The following is a 21,306-nucleotide window of genomic DNA, read 5'->3' on the forward strand; positions in this document are numbered from 1 at the left end:
GATGACCGAAATGGCGACCGACGAGCCGGTCAACGCCGGCTACCACGTTGGCTGGTTCGTCCCCCCGTTCTTCCACGAGCTTCCCGTGGACACGGAGGACACCGACGAGGCAGCGCAACGCCTGTTCGACCTGGTGCAGACCTTCCTCGGGCACGCCAGCGAGTACGAGCAGATGAGGATGTACGTGATCTATGCGCACATCCTGGAGCAACTGGTCGATGCCGGGGCCGTGTACGCGGGCATCGGCGCCATCGACATGGATGGGCGGCCCAGTACGGCGACTATCTCCGTGTACCGGACACAGATACCGGACACCACTGCCGAGGACATGCTGAGCGATCTGTCCACCGGCCTCGCACAGGCACACCCGGACGACGACATACGGATCGTTGAGCTGGCCTCCGGCAAGGCCGTGGTGAGAATCGGGGAGGCCCCCTTCGTCCTGTCCCCGGAAGTCTCACCGTCCGGGGAGCCGATCGAGGTTTCCCGAGGCCAGATCCAAGCCTTCGTCCCGTTGCCGAACAACTTCGAGCTGCTGACCTTCGAGCTCAGCACCCCCTCCATGGAGGACTGGGACTACTACTCGGAGCTCTTCGCGCAGACCGTACGGAGCCTCGACTGGTCCACCGACGAGGAGGTCCGCATGGCGGCCTCGCTCGCCGAGACGCGGCCGCCCGAAGCCATCGCTCCTACCCCCGAGGTCGTGCAGGAGCTGTACCGGTACTCGAGCCGGGTCCTGGACGCCCTGTCCGTCCTCGGTCGCATGGACCAGGGGAACCAGGTCTCCGCGATCACCTGCCCCGACTGCTGGACCAAGGGCCTGCGGTCGGCGTGTACGGCACGCCACCACTGGCAGGTGGACGACGTCGACGACGCGCTGCTGGCCGCCGCCGTCGATCGCCTCGGCGAGGCCTTCCAGAGCCAAGGCTGGCTCAAGCTCTCGGGCACACCGGGCCAGAGCGTGTCCCTGGCCGCGCACGGCGGCTCCGGGCACCAAGTCGACGCCACCCTGGTCGTCGGCCGACGACGGCTCGTCATCGAGGTCGTCGCTCCCTGCACGCGAACGGTGAGTAGCCCGGGCGACTCCGTTTTCGGGTAGGACCCCGGCCGGAGGAGGCGGCCACCACATGGGCAACAACGGCAGTGATCCCCTGCCGGTCAGCGCACGTGCGCTGACCGCCGACTCCCGGCTGGGCAACGCCGTACGGGAGTTCGGCAGGACCTACGGCTACGACTACTTCGACGACGAGGCGGTCAGACGTCAGCTGGCCGAGCACGAGGCGTCCCTGCGCCGCACCGCACGTGGCGGACTGGTGTGGACCGCCTCGCTCGCCGGCACCGTCGGGCTGGCCTGGCTGCTGTGGGGCGGTCTCAGCAAGCCGGAGAACGTCGGGCTCGCCGTCACACCCGGTGCCGCCCTGCTGTTGCTGGCGGTCGTCGCCTTCGTCCGTGTCTACCGGCAGGGGACGCGGAAGTTGCGTCACCCCTTCCTCGAGGGCTACCGCCATGTCCTCGCTGCGGCGCTCGCGCACGGCGCGCCCGTGGCCTTCGTCCCCGCCTGGCTGACCGGGCGTGGGGGTGGGGGAGCTGAGGCGGCCCCGCTGCCGCCGTTCACCGCGCCGCCGTTCACCGCGCCGCCGGTTGGCAGCACCGCCCCCGGCCGGCCGCGGTCCCCGGTCGGAGCCGGGGGCGCCGCGCCGTTGCCGTCCAAGCCCACGGCGGTCGCGGAGTACGAGCGGATCGCGGAGCAGGGCGGCTGGCACGACGAGGGCGGCTGGATCCTCGTCGGCGCCGGAGCAGCCGGGGTGGGCTACGCCGTGGTCAAGGACGTGCCGGCCGCGTTCGCCGCCGTGCTGCTGGTCGGCCTCGGCATCTGGACCTGGCTGGCCGGGTACAGGCTCGGCAAGCGGCAGCGGGAGCTGGCCGTGGAGGCGCGACGGTATCTCGACCAACTGACCAGCGCTCAGGCGGCTGGTGCCGTCGTCCCAGAACTCTCCCCTCAGCTCCGCAAGCTTTTCGACTCCCGCATTTGAGCGGTGTGAAGCGACGAGTCAAGCAGAGGCAGGACTGTGAGTGTTACCGCGTTCAAGGTGCATGTGCCCTCAGCGGACGAGAGGGAAAATGCGGCCTACGGTCTTCGGCACATCATCAAGGTCAGCGGCGAAAACCCTGTCCTGGTCGGACGAGGACTTCCGAACGAATTCGCGCCGGACGACCTGCGCGCTGGATTCACCCTTTATGAAGACCTTGCCGGTCTCAAGCCGTTGTGTTCTGTGGCCCCGCGGGCGACGGAGGCCGGTTCGGACGGCATCCTGGTCGTGCTGGCGCCCGACGGAGCGGAGTTGGGTGTGCTGCGGCCGCCCGCCCGAACCCAACGTTGGCGGCGGTCGTACGAGATGGGCCTGCCGGACGGCACGAGACTGGTCGGCCGCAGCGGAACCGTCACCTCGTGGGGCGTCTACGTCGTGCTCTGCCCGCTGTTGGCGATCTACAACGTGCTCGGCTTCCTCGGCGGGTACGGCGGGCCCGACTGGTTTCTGCCCACGCGCACTGTGTGGCGGACCAAGGACAGCCTCGAACTGGGGCGCGCGGCCCTGAAGTTCTATGGCACGACGGACAAGTACAAGGTCCGCGTGAAGCGCCTGGATCCGCGCTTGGCCTACGCCCAGGCGGTCCTGCACGACTCGTCCGGCTGAGTCAGAGTTTCGTTCGGCGGCCGGAACGCAGGGAACGCAGAGGGGGTGGCCCGGAAACCCGGACCACCCCCTCAACCGGAGCAGACTCAGCTCTCCGGCAGATACCCCGTCTGAACAAGCTGCCCGCTCGTCCGGCGCGAGATGAACTGACCACGTCCCGGCGGCATCGGCGCGGCCTTGATGTTGTTGAACACCGGCCCCTCCGACGGATCACCGGCGAGCACGATGCCCTGCGCGCCGAGCTCCTTGATCCGGGTGAGGACCGGCTCGAAGGACGACCGCGAGGCACCCGAGGTGGTGCGGGCCAGGATGATGCGCAGACCGAGGTCACGCGCGAACGGCAGGTACTCCATGAGCACCGACATCGGGTTGCCCATCGACGTGGCGACCAGGTCGTAGTCGTCGATGAAGATGAACGCGTCCGGCTCGTTGTACCAGCTGCGGTTGCGCAGCTGGTCCGGCGTCACGTCCGGCCCCGGCATACGGCGGCTCATCGAGCCGGCCAGCGACTCCATGACCTCCTGCAGCTGCGGACCCGAGGCGCAGTACTTGTACATGTGGCTCTCGGGCACCTGGCCGAGCAGCGCGCGCCGGAAGTCCGACACCACGAACAGCGCCTTGTCGGTCGCGTACCGCTCGGACACCTGCTTGGCGATGAACCGCAGCAGCGAGGACTTGCCGGACTCGCTCTCGCCGTAGATGACGAACAGCGGGTCGGTCTCGAAGTCCACGAAGACCGGGGACAGCGTGAGCTCGTCGACGCCGATCGCGATACCGCGGCTGCCGAAGTCGCCGCCGCCGGGCAGCTCGGAGGCGTGCAGCATCGTCGGCAGCATCCGCACCTTGGGCGCCGTCGGGCCCTGCCAGGCGTTGTTGACGTTCTGCACGAGGTTCGCCATGCCGTCGGCGAGGTCCTCCACCGCGGTCGACCCGTCGATACGGGGCGTGGCGGCGAGGTAGTCCAGCTTGTCCGGGGACAGACCACGACCGGGCTTGCCCATCGGCACGTTCTCGGCCCGCTTGCGGTCGAACTCCGACTCCATCGCGTCACCGAGACGCAGCTCGAGACGGCTCAGGATCTGGTCGCGCAGCGCCGGCCGCATCTCGGTGTACCGGGTCGCGGTGATGATCAGGTGGACACCGAAACCGAGACCGCGGGTCGCGATGTCCGCGATGACCGGGTCGAGCATCTCGTAGTCGTTCTTGAACGTCCCCCAGCCGTCGATGATGAGGAAGACGTCGCCCCACTGCTGGTCGGGGTAGTGCCCCTGCGCACGGCGGTTACGGAACGTCGCCATCGAGTCGATGCTCTTGGAGCGGAAGAACTCCTCACGGGCGTTGAGGATGCCGTGCACCTCCGCCACCGTACGCCGGACCTTCTCCTGGTCCAGACGGGAGGCCGCGCCGCCCATGTGCGCCAGGTTCTCCAGGGCGAGCATGCCGCCGCCGCCGAAGTCGAGGGCGTAGAACTGCACTTCGGTGGGCGTGTGCGTGAGCGCGAACGACGTGATCATCGTGCGCACGAGCGTCGACTTGCCGGACTGCGGACCACCGACGATCAGCGCGTGACCGGCGGACCCGGACAGATCCGCGTACATCACGTCACGGCGCTGCTCGAAGGGCTTGTCGACCAGGCCGACCGGGACGACGAGCTTGCTCTGGGCGTGGTAGCCCTCGGCGTGCAGACCGCGCTCCGCGCTGATGCCCAGCACCGGCAGGATCTGGTCGAGGCTGAACGGCTCGTCCAGCGGCGGCAGCCACACCTGGTGGGCGGGCGGGCCCTGACCGTCCAGGCGGCTGACGATGACGTCCAGCACGGTGTCGGCGAGCGCGTCGTCGACCTGGTTGCTGCGGGTCTCCGGCTCCGGCTCGGCGAGGATCCGCACCGGCACGGGTGCGGCGGTGAACAGCACCGGGGAGCGGTCGATCCGTCCGCCGCCCTGGACCGTCGGCCCGTTCGGCCGGTAGGTGCCCGACACGTACGCGGCCTTGAACTGCACCATCGTGTCGGTGTCGTACTTCAGGATGCCCGCGCCGGGCACGTTCGGCAGGTGGTAGGCGTCGGGCACACCGATCGCCGTACGCGACTCCGCCGCCGAGAAGGTCCGCAGACCGATCCGGTACGACAGGAACGTGTCGAGACCGCGCAGCTTGCCCTCTTCGAGGCGCTGCGAGGCGAGCAGCATGTGCACACCCAGCGAACGGCCGATCCGGCCGATCTGGATGAACATCTCGATGAAGTCGGGCTTGGCGGCGAGCAGTTCGCTGAACTCGTCGATGATCAGGACGAGCGACGGGAGCGGGTCGAGCGCGGCGCCCGCCGCGCGTGCCTTCTCGTAGTCGGTGATGTTGGCGTAGTTGCCGGACTGCCGCAGGAGTTCCTGGCGGCGCGTCAGCTCACCGGTGATGGAGTCGCGCATACGGTCCACGAGCGTGAGCTCGTCGGCCAGGTTGGTGATCACCGCGGAGACGTGCGGCATGGATCCCATGCCGGTGAAGGTGGCACCACCCTTGAAGTCCGCGAGGACGAAGTTGAGCGTCTCGGACGAGTGGGTCACCGCCAGGCCGAGGACCAGGGTGCGCAGCAGCTCGGACTTACCGGAACCCGTGGCGCCGACGCACAGGCCGTGCGGGCCCATGCCCTCCTGCGAGGCCTCCTTGATGTCCAGCATGACCGCCTCGCCGTTCTCACCGAGGCCGATCGGGACACGCAGCCGCTCATGCAGCGTACGCGGCCGCCACGTGCGCGAGACGTCCACGCTCGCCGCGTCACCGATCTGCATCAGATCGGTGAAGTCCAGGTTCGCGAGCAGCGGCTCGTCCGCGTCGGCCGCACCGAGGCGCAGCGGTGCCAACTGCCGGGCGAGCGACTCCGCCTGCGCCTGCGACAGCACGTCGGGCATACCGGTGAACACGCCGGTGCCCGCCTCGAGCTCCATGCCGTCGGGGTACACCCGAACCGACAGCGAGCCACGCAGCTCGTCGAGTTCACCGGGCACCACCTCGAGGATGGTCACGCCCTGCAAGCCCTCCGCCGAGGCGAGGACCGAGTCCGGCGGTACGCCGCCGCCGTCCAGCACGACGACCACGTGCGGCTGGTCCAGGACCGGCTGACCGTCCCGGCTCCAGCGGGCCCGTCCCTCCAGCTGGTGCGCGATCGCCTCTTCCAGCTCACCGAGGTCGTAGCACAGCAGCCGCCGCGTACCGGCACCGTCGGACTCCTTGTGCTGCATGTGCGGCAGCCACTTGGTCCACTCCCAGTCGACGGCAGCGCCCGGCGCGGCCACGACCGCGATCAGCACGTCCTCGGGCGAGTGCAGCGAGGCCAGTTGGCCGAGCACCGCCCGGGTCTGGCCGTAGACCGTCTCCGCCTCGCCCGAGATCGTCACGTGGTAGAAGGAGCGCAGCCCGATCGCCAGCGGAAGTTCGTTGATCGTGCCGTAGCTGGCGATGAACTGCTGCATCGCATGGGCGGTCAGCGGCTCCAGCTCGTCCACCGGCGCCGTCTCGGGCGCGACCAGCGGAGTCGCCAACTGCTGCGGGCCGAGACCGATGCGCACCTGGGCGAAGTCCTGGTCCGTGGAACGCCGTTCCCACAGCCGCGATCCCTCCGCGACCAGCGCCCACAGCTGCTCCGGCGCGGGGTGGAGGTAGTACTGGGCGTCGCGCTGCTTGTGCGCGGTGCGCCGGATCTCACGCCGCTTCTGGGCCAGGTACTTGAGGTAGTCCCGCCGCCCCTCGGCCATCTGCCCGGAGGGGCCCTTCCGGGCCCGCACGATCTGGGCGATGAGCATGGCGACCGTGGACACCATCATCAGCATGCCCATGATCTTCATAAAGCCCTGCGCGCCCGGCATGAAGAAGAACGCCGCCGACGAACCCATGCCGAGCATCGGCAGCAGGTTCATCAACAGGCTGTCGTCCTCGTTGCGAGGGATTTCGGGAGGGGATTCGAGCTTGACCTCCTCACTCGGCACCTCCGGCGGGAACACCCGCGGCGGGCGCTTGACGATGACGACGCTCACCGATCCACCAGTCCTTCACGCAATCGCAATCTTGAACCGCCCCCGTCGTGACGGCCCCCGTACGTACGCCAACTCGTGCCGGTCGAAGCCGGGTCCAGGAGTCGGGCGTTGATCCTACTGTTCTGCGGGGACATTGAGTCGGGAGGGGATGGGGAGATGCCGCGTGGGGACGGTAGGGTGACGCTCCAACCGAAGCGCGGAGCGGGAATCGCCCTGGCAAACCGCGACGAATCACCGAGTACTGGACGAGGGGGAACCGTCAGTGAGTACGGTTTCAGCAACCGGATTCTGCAGAGTCACGGTGGCGGCACCGAACAGCCGGATCGATGTGGCACTTCCCGAGGATGTGCCGCTCTCTGACGTGTACCCGGAGATCCTCCGGCTTTCGGGGCAGACGCCTGAGGAGGCCGCGCCCACCGGGTACAACTTGGTTCGCAGGGACGGCTCCGTCCTCGACGACGGCCGCTCGCTCGCCGAACTGCAAATCCGCGACGGCGAACTGCTGCTTCTGCGGCCGTTCGCGGACTCACTGCCGCCGGCGGTCTTCGACGACGTCGTGGACGCCGTGGCCTCCGCCGTCGAGACCGACCGCCGCAGCTGGAACGACCGCATGATGCGCAGCGTCGGACTGGTCGCCGGCGGGCTGCTGCTGACCATGATGGCCCTGGCCCTGTGGTTCTCGGAGCCGATCGCCCACGACATGAACGGCCTGCCGGGCATCATCGCCGGCGTCACCGGAGTCGTCCTCGTCGCACTCGCCGCCGTACGGGCGCGGGTCTACGACGACCACCTCGCGGCGGCGGCCCTGGGCCTGGCCTCGCTGCCCCACCTGATGGTGGGCGGCTCGGGCATCGTGGGCGTCTCCGCCGGCGAGGGGCCCGGACGGCTGCACCTCCTCATCGGGCTTTCGGTCGTCCTCGTCGCCTCGGTGCTGCTCGTCCTGATGCTGCCTCAGAACGACGCGCCCTTCATCGCCGCCGCGTTCGCCGCCGGCGTCGGCGTCCTCGCCACCTTCCTGGCGATCGTCACCGAGGCCGAGCCGCGTGAGACCGCCGCCGTCACCGCGGTGGTCATGATCGCCGTCATCGGCTTCCTGCCCGGCTGGTCCGCCCGCTTCGCCAAGCTCCCCATCGGCTTCCGCTCGCCCGACCAGATCGCCAAGCGCGGACGCTCCGAGGACCAGCAGGAGCAGGAGCCCGTCGACTTCCAGGTCATCAACGACCAGGCGCGCCGCGGCCACGAGCTGCTGCTCGGCCTCGTCGGCGGCTGCGCGGTCGGCGGCGTCGCCTCCGCGGGTGTGGTGCTCGGCTTCTCCACCAGCGGCTGGGCCCAGCTGCTGTCGCTGGCGGCCGGCCTCGCCCTGCTGATGCGGGCCCGCCTCTTCCTGTACACCTCCCAGGTCGTGACCCTGATGGTCTCCGGCATCATCACGATCTGCCTGCTGGTGCTCGGCCTCGCCCTGAACCCGCCGGCCGACATCCTGAAGGAACTGCTCTACAACAAGAACAGCGCCCCGCTGGACATCCGCACCATCTGGCTCTCCGCCGCGGTGGCCCTGGCCGCCATGCTCCTGGTGTCCATCGCCCTGATCGTCCCGCGCAAGGGCGTGACCCCCTTCTGGGGGCGCATGCTCGACCTGAGCGAAGGAGCGGTTCTGCTGTCGCTCGTCCCGCTCTGCCTGGCCGTCCTCGACCTGTACGCGGCCGCCCGGGGCATGACCAGCTGACAGCGGTCGTCCACCAGCAGCGCACAGCGGCTGTCACCTGCGAGGGTGGCAGCCGCTGTGCTGTGCCCACCCCACGACGATCACGCGTGCCCGCCCCGCCGTACCGCGGTCGGGGCCGCGCCGCCGGGCTGGTACGCTGTGTAACGGCCGTTTGTGTTTGCGCCCCCGGTTCACCTGGGGTTGCACCCAGCGGATCCCCGCCTCCCGAGTCACGGAAGCTTCCCTGAGATGAAGACCAGGGGCACTCGGCGGCAACCACAGAACATGAGGAGTACGCGTGTCGCTCGACGCCGCTACGAAGAAGCAGATCATCAGCGAGTTCGGTACCAAGGAGGGCGACACCGGCTCCCCCGAGGTCCAGGTCGCGATGCTCTCGCGTCGTATCTCGGACCTGACCGAGCACCTCAAGACCCACAAGCACGACCACCACTCCCGTCGTGGTCTGCTGATCCTGGTCGGTCAGCGCCGCCGCCTGCTGCAGTACCTGGCCAAGAAGGACATCCAGCGCTTCCGTACGCTGGTCGACCGCCTCGGCATCCGCCGCGGTGCGGCGGGCGCCAAGTAAGACGCCGTGAAGGGGAGCGGTTCCCGTGACGATCGGGGGCCGCTCCCTTTGCCGTACGTACGGAAAGTATTGCCGTGCGTGCGGAAACATGCGGAGTGTCACTCACGCTTTGTAGTGTGGTAGCACAACGCAATACGCACGACACAGTACGGCGTACAGGACGTCGTACCGCACGACGTACGGAACGACGTACAGAACGAGGAGAAGCGCACCTAGCCGCCGCCGGTCCTCGGTAGTGGCCCCCGGGGGAAGCGACCCCGGGTGCTTCGATCGAAGACCGGCCCGCACCGCACGGAGCGCTTCTCCGCCACCGTCCCCCTGCCACACGGGCAGCGACGGGACAAAAGACGACAAGTAACGGAGAAAACGCTAGTGGAGAACGAGACCCACTACGCCGAGGCCGTCATCGACAACGGCTCCTTCGGCACCCGCACCATCCGCTTCGAGACGGGCCGCCTGGCCAAGCAGGCCGCCGGCTCCGCCGTGGCGTACCTGGACGACGACACCATGGTGCTGTCGGCCACCACCGCCTCCAAGAACCCCAAGGACCAGCTCGACTTCTTCCCGCTGACGGTGGACGTCGAGGAGCGGATGTACGCCGCCGGCAAGATCCCCGGCAGCTTCTTCCGCCGTGAGGGCCGTCCCTCCGAGGACGCCATCCTCACCTGCCGCCTGATCGACCGCCCGCTGCGCCCGTCCTTCAAGAAGGGCCTGCGCAACGAGATCCAGGTCGTCGCCACGATCATGGCGCTCAACCCCGACCACCTGTACGACGTCGTGGCGATCAACGCCGCGTCCGCGTCCACGCAGCTGGCCGGCCTGCCCTTCTCCGGCCCGATCGGCGGCGTCCGCGTCGCGCTGATCAGCGGCCAGTGGGTGGCCTTCCCGACGCACACCGAGCTCGAGGACGCCGTCTTCGACATGGTCGTCGCGGGCCGCACTCTGGAGGACGGCGACGTCGCGATCATGATGGTCGAGGCCGAGGCCACCGAGGGGACCATCAAGCTGGTCCAGGGTGGCGCCGAGGCCCCCACCGAGGAGGTCGTCGCCGCCGGTCTGGAAGCCGCGAAGCCCTTCATCAAGGTGCTTTGCAAGGCCCAGGCCGACCTCGCCTCCAAGGCCGCCAAGCCGACCGGCGAGTTCCCGATCTTCCTCGACTACCAGGACGACGTCCTGGAGGCGCTGACCGCCGCCGTCAAGCCGGAGCTCGCCTCCGCGCTGACCATCGCCGGCAAGCAGGAGCGCGAGTCCGAGCTGGACCGCGTCAAGGCGCTCGCCGCCGAGAAGCTCCTGCCGGAGTTCGAGGGCCGCGAGAAGGAGATCTCCGCCGCGTACCGCTCGCTGACCAAGACCCTGGTCCGTGAGCGCGTCATCAAGGAGAAGAAGCGCATCGACGGCCGCGGTGTCACCGACATCCGCACCCTGGCCGCCGAGGTCGAGGCCATCCCGCGGGTCCACGGCTCCGCCGTGTTCGAGCGTGGCGAGACGCAGATCCTGGGCGTCACCACCCTGAACATGCTCCGCATGGAGCAGCAGCTGGACACCCTCTCCCCGGTGACCCGCAAGCGCTACATGCACAACTACAACTTCCCGCCGTACTCCACCGGCGAGACCGGCCGCGTCGGCTCCCCGAAGCGCCGCGAGATCGGTCACGGCGCCCTCGCCGAGCGCGCCCTCGTACCGGTCCTGCCGACGCGCGAGGAGTTCCCCTACGCGATCCGCCAGGTCTCCGAGGCGCTGAGCTCCAACGGCTCGACGTCCATGGGCTCGGTCTGCGCCTCCACCATGTCGCTGCTGAACGCCGGTGTGCCGCTGAAGGCCCCCGTCGCCGGTATCGCCATGGGCCTGATCTCCCAGGAGATCGAGGGCGAGACGCACTACGTCACCCTCACCGACATCCTCGGTGCGGAGGACGCCTTCGGCGACATGGACTTCAAGGTCGCGGGTACCAAGGAGTTCGTGACCGCGCTCCAGCTCGACACCAAGCTGGACGGCATCCCGGCCTCCGTCCTGGCCGCCGCCCTGAAGCAGGCCCGTGACGCCCGCCTCCACATCCTCGACGTGATGATGGAAGCGATCGACACGCCGGACGAGATGTCCCCGAACGCGCCGCGGATCATCACCGTGAAGATCCCGGTCGACAAGATCGGCGAGGTCATCGGCCCCAAGGGCAAGATGATCAACCAGATCCAGGAGGACACGGGCGCCGAGATCACGATCGAGGACGACGGCACGATCTACATCGGTGCCGCCGACGGCCCGGCCGCCGAGGCCGCCCGTACGACGATCAACGGCATCGCCAACCCGACGATGCCCGAGGTCGGCGAGCGCTACCTGGGCACGGTCGTGAAGACGACCACCTTCGGTGCGTTCGTCTCCCTGCTCCCCGGCAAGGACGGTCTGCTGCACATCTCGCAGATCCGCAAGCTGGCCGGCGGCAAGCGCGTGGAGAACGTCGAGGACGTCCTCGGTGTGGGCCAGAAGGTCCAGGTCGAGATCGCCGAGATCGACTCCCGCGGCAAGCTCTCGCTCGTCCCCGTGGTCGAGGGCGAGGAAGAGGCCTCCGAGGACAAGAAGGACGACACCGACAAGTGACGTCGAGTAGCTCCACGGCGACGGCCCGCACCTCTTCGGAGGCGCGGGCCGTCGCCCGTACCCAAACCATGATCAAGGGCACCAACGGCATCGGCACCGTACGCAAGACCACCCTCCCCGGTGGCCTGCGCATCGTCACCGAGACCCTGCCCTCGGTCCGCTCGGCGACCTTCGGCATCTGGGCGCACGTCGGGTCCCGTGACGAGACGCCGGCCCTGAACGGCGCCACGCACTACCTGGAGCACCTGCTCTTCAAGGGCACCACCCGCAGGTCGGCGCTGGACATCTCGTCCGCCATCGACGCGGTCGGCGGCGAGATGAACGCGTTCACGGCCAAGGAGTACACGTGCTACTACGCGCGCGTGCTCGACACCGACCTGCCGCTCGCCATCGACGTCGTCTGCGACATGCTGACCGGCTCGCTCATCCTCGAAGAGGACGTCAACGTCGAGCGGGGCGCGATCCTCGAAGAGATCGCCATGACCGAGGACGACCCGGGCGACTGCGTGCACGACCTGTTCGCGCACACCATGTTCGGCGACAACCCCCTCGGCCGCCCTGTCCTCGGCACGGTCGACACGGTCAACGCCCTCACCGCCGACCGCATCCGCCGCTTCTACAAGAAGCACTACGACCCGACCCACCTCGTGGTCGCGGCGGCCGGCAACATCGACCACAACAAGGTCGTACGACAGGTCCGCGCCGCCTTCGAGAAGGCGGGCGCCTTCAAGAACGGCGACGCCGCCCCCATCGCTCCGCGCAACGGCCGGCGCGCCCTGCGCACCGCGGGCCGCGTCGAGCTGATCGGCCGCAAGACCGAGCAGGCCCATGTCGTCCTCGGCATGCCCGGCCTGTCCCGCACGGACGATCGCCGCTGGGCGCTGGGCGTGCTGAACACGGCGCTGGGCGGCGGCATGTCGTCCCGCCTGTTCCAGGAGGTCCGCGAGAAGCGGGGCCTGGCCTACAGCGTGTACTCGTACACGTCCGGCTTCGCCGACTGCGGCCTGTTCGGTGTGTACGCGGGCTGCCGGCCTTCGCAGGTACACGACGTGCTGAAGATCTGCCGCGACGAACTCGACCACGTCGCCGAGCACGGCCTGTCCGACGACGAGATCGGCCGCGCCATCGGTCAGCTCCGCGGTTCCACGGTCCTCGGCCTGGAGGACACCGGTGCGCTCATGAACCGCATCGGCAAGAGTGAGCTGTGCTGGGGCGAGCAGATGTCCGTCGACGACATGCTGGCCCGGATAGCGGCGGTCACCCCGGACGACGTCCGCTCGGTCGCCCGCGACATCCTGGGCCAGCGGCCCTCGCTGTCGGTCATCGGCCCGCTGAAGGACAAGCAGGCGTCCCGGCTGAACGACGCCGTCGCCTGACCCGTCCGCCCTCGGAACCTCGGAACATCCGACGTAAGGAAGCAAGAGACATGAGCAAGCTGCGCGTGGCGGTCCTCGGCGCCAAGGGCCGTATCGGCTCCGAGGCGGTACGGGCGGTCGAGGCCGCCGAGGACATGGAGCTGGTCGCCGCCCTGAGCCGGGGTGACAAGCTGGAGACCCTCGCGGAGACGGGCGCCGAGGTGGTCGTCGAACTGACCACGCCGGATTCGGTGATGGCCAACCTCGACTACTGCGTGAACCGCGGCATCCACGCGGTCGTCGGTACGACGGGCTGGACCGACGAGCGCCTCGCGCAGCTGCAGGGCTGGCTGGCCGACTCCCCGGAGACGGGCGTGCTCATCGCGCCGAACTTCTCCATCGGGGCCGTCCTGAACATGAAGTTCGCGCAGATCGCCGCGCCCTACTTCGAGTCGGTGGAGGTCGTCGAGCTGCACCACCCGAAGAAGGTCGACGCCCCTAGCGGTACGGCCACGCGCACGGCCCAGCTCATCGCCTCGGCTCGCGCCGAGGCGGGCACGGCCCCGGCGCCGGACGCCACGGAGACGGCACTGGACGGCGCGCGCGGCGCGGACGTCGACGGCGTCCCCGTCCACTCCGTCCGCCTGCGCGGCCTGCTGGCCCACCAGGAGGTCCTCCTCGGCGGTGAGGGCGAGACCCTCACCATCCGCCACGACTCCCTCCACCACAGCAGCTTCATGCCGGGCATCCTGCTCGGCGCGCGCCGCGTGGTGACCACTCCGGGCCTGACCTTCGGCCTGGAGCACTTCCTGGACCTCGGCTGACACGAGGCTCACTGATGCGCGCGAAGCTCTCCTACGCCATAACGGCCGCCGTCCTGGTCGTCTACTTCGTCCTGGTCGGCAGCCGTGGCGTGATGCTCATCCAGTCCGGCACGCTCCTCACCGTCACCTTCGGCGTGGCGGTGCTCATCCTGCCGGTGATCGGGCTCTGGTTCCTGTGGAAGAACACCCAGTTCGTCCGCAAGGCCAACTCCCTAGCCGCCGAACTCGACGCCGAGGGCGCCCTGCCCGTCGACGAGCTGAGGCGCACGCCCAGCGGCCGTATCGACCGCGACTCGGCCGACGAGGTCTTCGCCAAGCGCAAGGCCGAGACGGAAGCCGCCCCCGACGACTGGCGCAGCTGGTTCCGCCTGGCCGTGGCCTACCACGACGCCCGCGACACCCCACGCGCCCGCAAGGCCATGCAGCGGGCGATCGCCCTGCACGACGGCAAGACCGTCGAGGCCTGAGCCCCGAGTCCCGCCACGACTCCTCAGCCGTACGCCGAAGGGGCCGGCCCGCATTCACCGCGGGCCGGCCCCTTCGGCATACACTTCACCCTCAGCCGCGGGAGTTCTCCGCGGCCCACGCCTCGACTGCGTCGGCGGCCCGGTCGAACGCCGTGACCCGCCCCAGGAAGTCGGCATTGTGCGTGGTCATCAGCACCGGCATGTCCTCCGCCGCACGACCTCGGCGTACGAGCAACAGCGCCTGTCCCTGCACCGTGCGCGGCAACCCCAGCCAGCGCACGGGCTGCTGCACCGTCCGCACGGCGACGACCTGCTCCCAGGGCGCCGTACGGGTCAGCAGGAAGCCGACCTGGCGCAGCCCGTGCGCGCTCACCCACACGCCCATGCGCAGCAGCCGCAGGGCGCCGGTGATGATCGCCAGGGCGATGCCGAAGACGACGGCCGCCCCGGTCACCGTGCCGGTGAGGGCGATGATGACCGCCGCGAACAGTACGTACGAGGCGAGCAGCAACCACAGCGCCGCCACGCCCACCCGCCACGGCCCGGGACGGTAGGGGCGCCGCCAGCGCTCACGGTCCTCGAAGGGCAACGCGACATCGTCGGCCGCCTCGAAGGTGCGGTCGGCCGTCAGGAAGGGCAGGGGCACGGCTGGTCCTCACTCAATCCATGCATGGGCTGTGCCCGGTGAGGTTATCGACCCGGGTGCCCCCTCACCACCTTTGGGGGGCCGAAGGAGTCAGCGCCCCTGGGACGCCTGCGACTGCTGGGTCTGCGCGCCGGTGTCGGTAGACAGCGCCGGCATGCCGACCACCAGCGAGCCCACGAGCCCGGCGACGATGGTCAGGCCCAGCAGCCAGCGTCCGGCGATCTGACCGATGGACGCCCGCTCACGGGGCGGGGGAGCGACATTGCTGCGGAATCGGTCGGCTTCGGCGAGGAAGGCGAAGGGAACGGGCTCGCGCCGACGGAACATCGGGAGGTCGTCTCCTCTCGGGATCGTATGGGTGACCGTCATCAACACAGACGAGCGAGTGCCCCAAATGGTGCCCGGTTTCACCGAATTCACAGAAATTCGCCGACGTATGTCGCGACCCGGCACCGAACGCCCTGTTGTCAGTGCCGACCCGTAGAGTGGGCGCCGCCCAGCGAAGTGATGGAAGGACCCTCCGAGCCGTGACCGACACCCCCGCCGACGACCTCAAGCCCAGCTTCCGCAGCGAAGTCACCGTCGAGCTGGTCAAGCACAGCGCGGCCGACTCCGACGTGCTGTGGGCCGCCCGCGTCTCCACCGCCGGCGAGCAGTCCCTGGAGGAGCTGCAGAAGGACCCCGAGCGCTCCAAGGGCCTGATCAACTACCTGATGCGGGACCGGCACGGCAGCCCGTTCGAGCACAACTCGATGACGTTCTTCATCAGCGCCCCGATCTTCGTCTTCCGCGAGTTCATGCGCCACCGCGTGGGCTGGTCGTACAACGAGGAGAGCGGCCGCTACCGCGAGCTCCAGCCCGTCTTCTACGTCCCCGACGAGTCCCGCAAGCTGGTCCAGGAGGGCCGCCCGGGCAAGTACGTCTTCGTGGAGGGCACCCAGGCCCAGCAGGAGCTGGTCGGCCGCGTCATGGAGGACTCGTACCGGCAGTCGTACGAGGCCTACCAGGAGATGCTCGCCGCCGGCGTCGCCCGCGAGGTCGCCCGCTCGGTCCTCCCCGTCGGCCTGTTCTCCTCGATGTACGCCACCTGCAACGCCCGCTCGCTGATGCACTTCCTCGGCCTGCGCACCCAGCACGAACTCGCCAAGGTCCCGTCCTTCCCGCAGCGGGAGATCGAGATGGTCGGCGAGCAGATGGAGGCGCAGTGGGCCAAGCTCATGCCGCTGACGCACGCCGCCTTCAACGCGAACGGCCGCGTGGCGCCGTAACGCACCGGCGTTCCCCGGCCGGGCACATCCGTTCCACGGTCGACCCCAGGCGCATGGACCAGCCTCATGAGGTGTCCGTATTGCGGCATTTAGTGAAGTTCATCTAGCCTGATCAAACGGACCCGGCACTGCTTGAACCCCCGAGCAGGCAGTGCCGGGCTCCATCTTTGTCCTGACTTATCCGAACCCCCCGAGGGCAGACCTGGCCGTGCGCAACGAGTAGCGTGTAACCCATGGCTCCGACCTCCACTCCGCAGACCCCCTTCGGGCGGGTCCTCACCGCCATGATCACGCCCTTCACGGCGGACGGCGCACTCGACATCGACGGCGCGCAGCGACTCGCCACGCACCTGGTGGACGCAGGCAACGACGGCCTGATCATCAACGGCACCACCGGCGAGTCCCCCACCACCAGCGATGCGGAGAAATCGGACCTCGTACGAGCCGTACTGGAGGCGGTCGGCGACCGGGCCCACGTCGTCGCCGGAGTCGGTACCAACGACACCCGCCACAGCCTCGAGCTCGCGCGCACGGCGGAACAGGTGGGCGCCCACGGCCTCCTCGTCGTCACGCCGTACTACAACAAGCCCCCGCAGGAGGGCCTGTACCGGCACTTCAAGGCCATCGCCGACGCCACCGAGCTGCCGGTCATGCTCTACGACATCCCCGGCCGCAGCGGCGTCCCGATCAACACCGAGACGATCGTCCGCCTCGCCGAGCACCCGCGGATCGTCGCCAACAAGGACGCCAAGGGCGACCTCGGCCGCGCCAGCTGGGCCATCGCCCGCTCCGGCCTCGCCTGGTACTCAGGCGACGACATGCTGAACCTGCCGCTGCTCTCCGTGGGCGCGGTCGGCTTCGTCTCCGTCGTCGGCCACCTGGTCACCCCCGACCTGCGCGCGCTCGTCGAGGCGTACACCTCCGGCGACGTCCAGAAGGCCACCGAGATCCACCAGAAGCTGCTCCCGGTCTACACCGGCATGTTCCGCACCCAGGGCGTCATGACGACGAAGGCCGCGCTCGCCCTCCAGGGCCTGCCCGCCGGCCCCCTGCGCGCGCCCATGGCCGAGTGCTCGCCCGAGGAGATCGAGCAGCTCAAGATCGATCTTGCCGCAGGCGGGGTACAGCTCTGACAACAGACTTGGCGCGCCCGGCGCGCAGCAGACTCCACAACTGAATAAGCGGGCCACCGGTGCCTGCGCACTACACACAATGACAACTGCTTCTGCACGAACGTCACGCGCGCCACGTGCCCTACCGGTACGTGGCGCGTGTGGTGAGGAGAGTCTTTTGAGTCATCCGCATCCTGAACTCGGCTCGCCCCCGCCGCTCCCCGAAGGCGGCCTGCGGGTCACCCCACTCGGCGGCCTCGGCGAAATCGGCCGAAACATGACGGTCTTCGAGTACGGCGGCCGCCTGCTGATCGTCGACTGCGGAGTGCTCTTCCCCGAGGAGGAGCAGCCCGGAATCGACCTGATCCTGCCGGACTTCTCGTCCATCCGGGACCGCCTCGACGACATCGAGGGCATCGTCCTCACGCACGGCCACGAGGACCACATCGGCGGCGTCCCCTTCCTGCTCCGCGAGAAGCCGGACATCCCGCTGATCGGCTCCAAGCTGACCCTCGCCCTCATCGAGGCCAAGCTCCAGGAGCACCGCATCCGCCCGTACACCCTCGAGGTGGCGGAGGGGAACCGCGAGCGCATCGGCCCCTTCGACTGCGAGTTCGTCGCGGTCAACCACTCCATCCCGGACGCCCTGGCGGTCGCCATCCGCACGCCGGCCGGCATGGTGGTCCACACGGGCGACTTCAAGATGGACCAGCTCCCGCTGGACAACCGCCTGACCGACCTGCACGCGTTCGCGCGGCTGAGCGAGGAAGGCATCGACCTCCTCCTCTCCGACTCCACGAACGCGGAGGTCCCGGGGTTCGTTCCGCCCGAGCGCGACATCTCCAACGTCCTGCGCCAGGTCTTCGCGGGCGCCCGCAAGCGGATCATCGTGGCCAGCTTCGCCAGCCACATCCACCGCATCCAGCAGATCCTCGACGCGGCCCACGAGTACGGCCGCCGGGTCGCCTTCGTCGGGCGCTCGATGGTCCGCAACATGGGCATCGCGCGGGACCTGGGCTACCTGAAGGTCCCGCCGGGCCTGGTCGTGGACGTCAAGACACTGGACGACCTCCCGGACAGCGAGGTGGTCCTGGTCTGCACGGGTTCGCAGGGCGAACCGATGGCAGCCCTGTCAAGGATGGCCAACCGCGACCACCAGATCCGTATCGTCCACGGCGACACGGTGATCCTGGCGTCGTCCCTCATCCCCGGCAACGAGAACGCGGTCTACCGCGTCATCAACGGCCTGACCCGCTGGGGCGCGAACGTCGTACACAAGGGCAACGCGAAGGTCCACGTCTCAGGCCACGCGTCAGCGGGCGAGCTGCTGTACTTCTACAACATCTGCCGCCCGAAGAACCTGATGCCGGTGCACGGCGAATGGCGCCACCTGCGCGCCAACGCAGAACTGGGCGCCCTGACCGGCGTCCCGCACGACCGCATCGTCATCGCCGAGGACGGCGTCGCCGTCGACCTCATCGAGGGCAAGGCCAAGATCTCCGGCAAGGTCCAGGCGGGATACGTGTACGTCGACGGCCTCTCGGTCGGCGACGTCGGCGAGCCGGCCCTGAAGGACCGCAAGATCCTCGGCGACGAGGGCATCATCTCGGTCTTCGTGGTGGTGGACTCCTCCACCGGCAAGATCACGGGTGGCCCGCACATCCAGGCCCGTGGCTCCGGCATCGAGGACTCCGCCTTCGGGGACGTCGTCCCGAGGATCACGGAGGTGCTGGAGCGGTCGGCCCAGGACGGCGTGGTCGAACCCCACCAGCTCCAGCAGCTGGTACGCCGGACCCTGGGCAAGTGGGTCTCGGACACCTACCGCCGCAGGCCGATGATCCTGCCTGTGGTGGTGGAGGTCTGACGGTCCGTCGGACGCTCGACCACGTGAACCCGGAGCGGGGCGCCTCGATTTGCATCGAGGCGCCCCGCTCCAGTACGTTTACGGCTCCGCCTGAACGGGAACCCGGCAGCTTCGTGCGCCGGAACCAGCTCCCGCAGGGGGCGGGAATTCCGACTCAGAATCTCTGATAAAGTCGGAACCGCCGGAAAGGGAAACGCGAGAGCGGAAACCTGGAAAGCACCGAGGAAATCGGATCGAGAAAAGATCTGATAGAGTCGGAAACGCAAGACCGAAGGGAAGCGCCCGGAGGAAAGCCCGAGAGGGTGAGTACAAAGGAAGCGTCCGTTCCTTGAGAACTCAACAGCGTGCCAAAAATCAACGCCAGATATGTTGATACCCCGTCTCCGGCCATCACGGTCGGGACGAGGTTCCTTTGAAAAAACACAGCGAGGACGCTGTGAACGGTCGGGCCTATTCCGCTCGACTGTTCCGCTCTCGTGATGTGTCGTCCCGATTACGGGAAAACATTCACGGAGAGTTTGATCCTGGCTCAGGACGAACGCTGGCGGCGTGCTTAACACATGCAAGTCGAACGATGAACCACTTCGGTGGGGATTAGTGGCGAACGGGTGAGTAACACGTGGGCAATCTGCCCTTCACTCTGGGACAAGCCCTGGAAACGGGGTCTAATACCGGATACCACTCTCGCAGGCATCTGTGAGGGTTGAAAGCTCCGGCGGTGAAGGATGAGCCCGCGGCCTATCAGCTTGTTGGTGAGGTAATGGCTCACCAAGGCGACGACGGGTAGCCGGCCTGAGAGGGCGACCGGCCACACTGGGACTGAGACACGGCCCAGACTCCTACGGGAGGCAGCAGTGGGGAATATTGCACAATGGGCGAAAGCCTGATGCAGCGACGCCGCGTGAGGGATGACGGCCTTCGGGTTGTAAACCTCTTTCAGCAGGGAAGAAGCGAAAGTGACGGTACCTGCAGAAGAAGCGCCGGCTAACTACGTGCCAGCAGCCGCGGTAATACGTAGGGCGCAAGCGTTGTCCGGAATTATTGGGCGTAAAGAGCTCGTAGGCGGCTTGTCACGTCGGGTGTGAAAGCCCGGGGCTTAACCCCGGGTCTGCATTCGATACGGGCTAGCTAGAGTGTGGTAGGGGAGATCGGAATTCCTGGTGTAGCGGTGAAATGCGCAGATATCAGGAGGAACACCGGTGGCGAAGGCGGATCTCTGGGCCATTACTGACGCTGAGGAGCGAAAGCGTGGGGAGCGAACAGGATTAGATACCCTGGTAGTCCACGCCGTAAACGGTGGGAACTAGGTGTTGGCGACATTCCACGTCGTCGGTGCCGCAGCTAACGCATTAAGTTCCCCGCCTGGGGAGTACGGCCGCAAGGCTAAAACTCAAAGGAATTGACGGGGGCCCGCACAAGCAGCGGAGCATGTGGCTTAATTCGACGCAACGCGAAGAACCTTACCAAGGCTTGACATACACCGGAAACGGCCAGAGATGGTCGCCCCCTTGTGGTCGGTGTACAGGTGGTGCATGGCTGTCGTCAGCTCGTGTCGTGAGATGTTGGGTTAAGTCCCGCAACGAGCGCAACCCTTGTCCTGTGTTGCCAGCATGCCCTTCGGGGTGATGGGGACTCACAGGAGACCGCCGGGGTCAACTCGGAGGAAGGTGGGGACGACGTCAAGTCATCATGCCCCTTATGTCTTGGGCTGCACACGTGCTACAATGGCCGGTACAATGAGCTGCGAAACCGTGAGGTGGAGCGAATCTCAAAAAGCCGGTCTCAGTTCGGATTGGGGTCTGCAACTCGACCCCATGAAGTCGGAGTTGCTAGTAATCGCAGATCAGCATTGCTGCGGTGAATACGTTCCCGGGCCTTGTACACACCGCCCGTCACGTCACGAAAGTCGGTAACACCCGAAGCCGGTGGCCCAACCCCTTGTGGGAGGGAGCTGTCGAAGGTGGGACTGGCGATTGGGACGAAGTCGTAACAAGGTAGCCGTACCGGAAGGTGCGGCTGGATCACCTCCTTTCTAAGGAGCACTTCTTACCGAGCTCTTCGGGGCGAGGTCAGAGGCCAGTACATCAGCGAATGTCTGATGCTGGTTGCTCATGGGTGGAACGTTGATTATTCGGCACACTCGGTCGTCTTCTCCTTCTAGTA

Annotated in this window: 15 protein-coding genes and 1 rRNA gene; 13 read left to right on the plus strand and 3 right to left on the minus strand. The window is 67.9% G+C overall.

Annotated elements, in window-relative coordinates:
• The first annotated feature begins 1 nt into the window (after position 1).
• The 3 genes from EJ357_RS33805 to EJ357_RS33815 all read left to right on the plus strand — a co-directional run bounded on the left by EJ357_RS33805 (position 2) and on the right by EJ357_RS33815 (position 2,696).
• Complete coding sequence (locus tag EJ357_RS33805; protein WP_126400386.1) at positions 2–1,099, plus strand: hypothetical protein; 1,098 nt, start codon at positions 2–4, stop codon at positions 1,097–1,099.
• A gap of 28 nt (positions 1,100–1,127) precedes the next feature.
• Positions 1,128–2,033 carry a hypothetical protein gene (locus tag EJ357_RS33810; protein ID WP_126395491.1) on the plus strand — a complete coding sequence of 302 codons (906 nt, stop codon included), beginning with the start codon at positions 1,128–1,130 and terminating at the stop codon, positions 2,031–2,033.
• Positions 2,034–2,096: 63 nt separating this feature from the next.
• A complete protein-coding gene (locus tag EJ357_RS33815; RefSeq protein ID WP_126395492.1) occupies positions 2,097–2,696 on the plus strand; it encodes a hypothetical protein in 600 nt (199 codons plus the stop codon).
• Between the two features lie 86 nt (positions 2,697–2,782).
• Here the strand turns inward: EJ357_RS33815 and eccCa are convergent, their stop codons facing one another.
• Positions 2,783–6,721 carry a type VII secretion protein EccCa gene (eccCa, locus tag EJ357_RS33820; RefSeq protein ID WP_126395493.1) on the minus strand — a complete coding sequence of 1,313 codons (3,939 nt, stop codon included), beginning with the start codon at positions 6,719–6,721 and terminating at the stop codon, positions 2,783–2,785.
• Positions 6,722–6,983: 262 nt separating this feature from the next.
• On the opposite strand from eccCa, the gene eccD reads away from it, so the two are divergent.
• From eccD to EJ357_RS33850, 6 genes are all read left to right on the plus strand, one after another.
• Complete coding sequence (eccD, locus tag EJ357_RS33825; protein ID WP_267132816.1) at positions 6,984–8,447, plus strand: type VII secretion integral membrane protein EccD; 1,464 nt, start codon at positions 6,984–6,986, stop codon at positions 8,445–8,447.
• A gap of 277 nt (positions 8,448–8,724) precedes the next feature.
• Positions 8,725–9,012 (plus strand): 30S ribosomal protein S15, encoded by a 288-nt coding sequence (gene rpsO / locus EJ357_RS33830; protein ID WP_033529274.1) that lies wholly within the window; start codon positions 8,725–8,727, stop codon positions 9,010–9,012.
• A gap of 372 nt (positions 9,013–9,384) precedes the next feature.
• On the plus strand, positions 9,385–11,607 hold the full coding sequence (locus EJ357_RS33835; RefSeq protein WP_126395495.1) for a polyribonucleotide nucleotidyltransferase: 2,223 nt from the start codon (positions 9,385–9,387) through the stop codon (positions 11,605–11,607).
• Positions 11,604–12,983 (plus strand): M16 family metallopeptidase, encoded by a 1,380-nt coding sequence (locus tag EJ357_RS33840; RefSeq protein ID WP_126395496.1) that lies wholly within the window; start codon positions 11,604–11,606, stop codon positions 12,981–12,983. Before EJ357_RS33835 ends, EJ357_RS33840 begins: the two co-directional genes overlap by 4 nt.
• Positions 12,984–13,033: 50 nt before the next feature.
• The gene (gene dapB / locus EJ357_RS33845) at positions 13,034–13,786 is read left to right on the plus strand and encodes a 4-hydroxy-tetrahydrodipicolinate reductase (RefSeq protein ID WP_126395497.1); all 753 of its coding nucleotides are present in this window, start codon (positions 13,034–13,036) and stop codon (positions 13,784–13,786) included.
• Between the two features lie 14 nt (positions 13,787–13,800).
• Positions 13,801–14,253, plus strand: a complete 453-nt coding sequence (locus EJ357_RS33850; RefSeq protein ID WP_126395498.1) for a tetratricopeptide repeat protein — start codon at positions 13,801–13,803, stop codon at positions 14,251–14,253.
• Between the two features lie 91 nt (positions 14,254–14,344).
• Here the strand turns inward: EJ357_RS33850 and EJ357_RS33855 are convergent, their stop codons facing one another.
• Complete coding sequence (locus EJ357_RS33855) at positions 14,345–14,899, minus strand: hypothetical protein (protein ID WP_126395499.1); 555 nt, start codon at positions 14,897–14,899, stop codon at positions 14,345–14,347.
• Positions 14,900–14,989: 90 nt separating this feature from the next.
• On the minus strand, positions 14,990–15,226 hold the full coding sequence (locus EJ357_RS33860) for a hypothetical protein (RefSeq protein WP_126395500.1): 237 nt from the start codon (positions 15,224–15,226) through the stop codon (positions 14,990–14,992).
• A 200-nt stretch (positions 15,227–15,426) separates the two neighbouring features.
• Here EJ357_RS33860 and thyX point away from each other — a divergent pair, with 200 nt between their 5' ends.
• From thyX to EJ357_RS33885, 4 genes are all read left to right on the plus strand, one after another.
• A complete protein-coding gene (gene thyX / locus EJ357_RS33865) occupies positions 15,427–16,167 on the plus strand; it encodes an FAD-dependent thymidylate synthase (protein WP_126395501.1) in 741 nt (246 codons plus the stop codon).
• 233 nt (positions 16,168–16,400) lie between these two features.
• Positions 16,401–17,300, plus strand: a complete 900-nt coding sequence (gene dapA, locus EJ357_RS33870) for a 4-hydroxy-tetrahydrodipicolinate synthase (protein WP_126395502.1) — start codon at positions 16,401–16,403, stop codon at positions 17,298–17,300.
• A gap of 157 nt (positions 17,301–17,457) precedes the next feature.
• The gene (locus tag EJ357_RS33875; RefSeq protein WP_126395503.1) at positions 17,458–19,143 is read left to right on the plus strand and encodes a ribonuclease J; all 1,686 of its coding nucleotides are present in this window, start codon (positions 17,458–17,460) and stop codon (positions 19,141–19,143) included.
• 506 nt (positions 19,144–19,649) lie between these two features.
• Positions 19,650–21,175 (plus strand): 16S ribosomal RNA (locus EJ357_RS33885).
• Positions 21,176–21,306 lie beyond the last annotated feature (131 nt).

Origin of the sequence: Streptomyces cyaneochromogenes (genome assembly GCF_003963535.1) — a bacterium.
Classification (GTDB): domain Bacteria; phylum Actinomycetota; class Actinomycetes; order Streptomycetales; family Streptomycetaceae; genus Streptomyces; species Streptomyces shaanxiensis.

What these genes read in the sequence shown, in the direction of transcription:
- EJ357_RS33810 (WP_126395491.1), top strand. Translation starts at nt 1,128, where the DNA reads ATGGGCAACAACGGCAGTGATCCCCTGCCGGTCAGCGCACGTGCGCTG.
- dapA (WP_126395502.1), top strand. Translation starts at nt 16,401, where the DNA reads ATGGCTCCGACCTCCACTCCGCAGACCCCCTTCGGGCGGGTCCTCACC.
- dapB (WP_126395497.1), top strand. Translation starts at nt 13,034, where the DNA reads ATGAGCAAGCTGCGCGTGGCGGTCCTCGGCGCCAAGGGCCGTATCGGC.
- EJ357_RS33860 (WP_126395500.1), bottom strand. Translation starts at nt 15,226, where the DNA reads ATGTTCCGTCGGCGCGAGCCCGTTCCCTTCGCCTTCCTCGCCGAAGCC.
- EJ357_RS33805 (WP_126400386.1), top strand. Translation starts at nt 2, where the DNA reads ATGACCGAAATGGCGACCGACGAGCCGGTCAACGCCGGCTACCACGTT.
- EJ357_RS33850 (WP_126395498.1), top strand. Translation starts at nt 13,801, where the DNA reads ATGCGCGCGAAGCTCTCCTACGCCATAACGGCCGCCGTCCTGGTCGTC.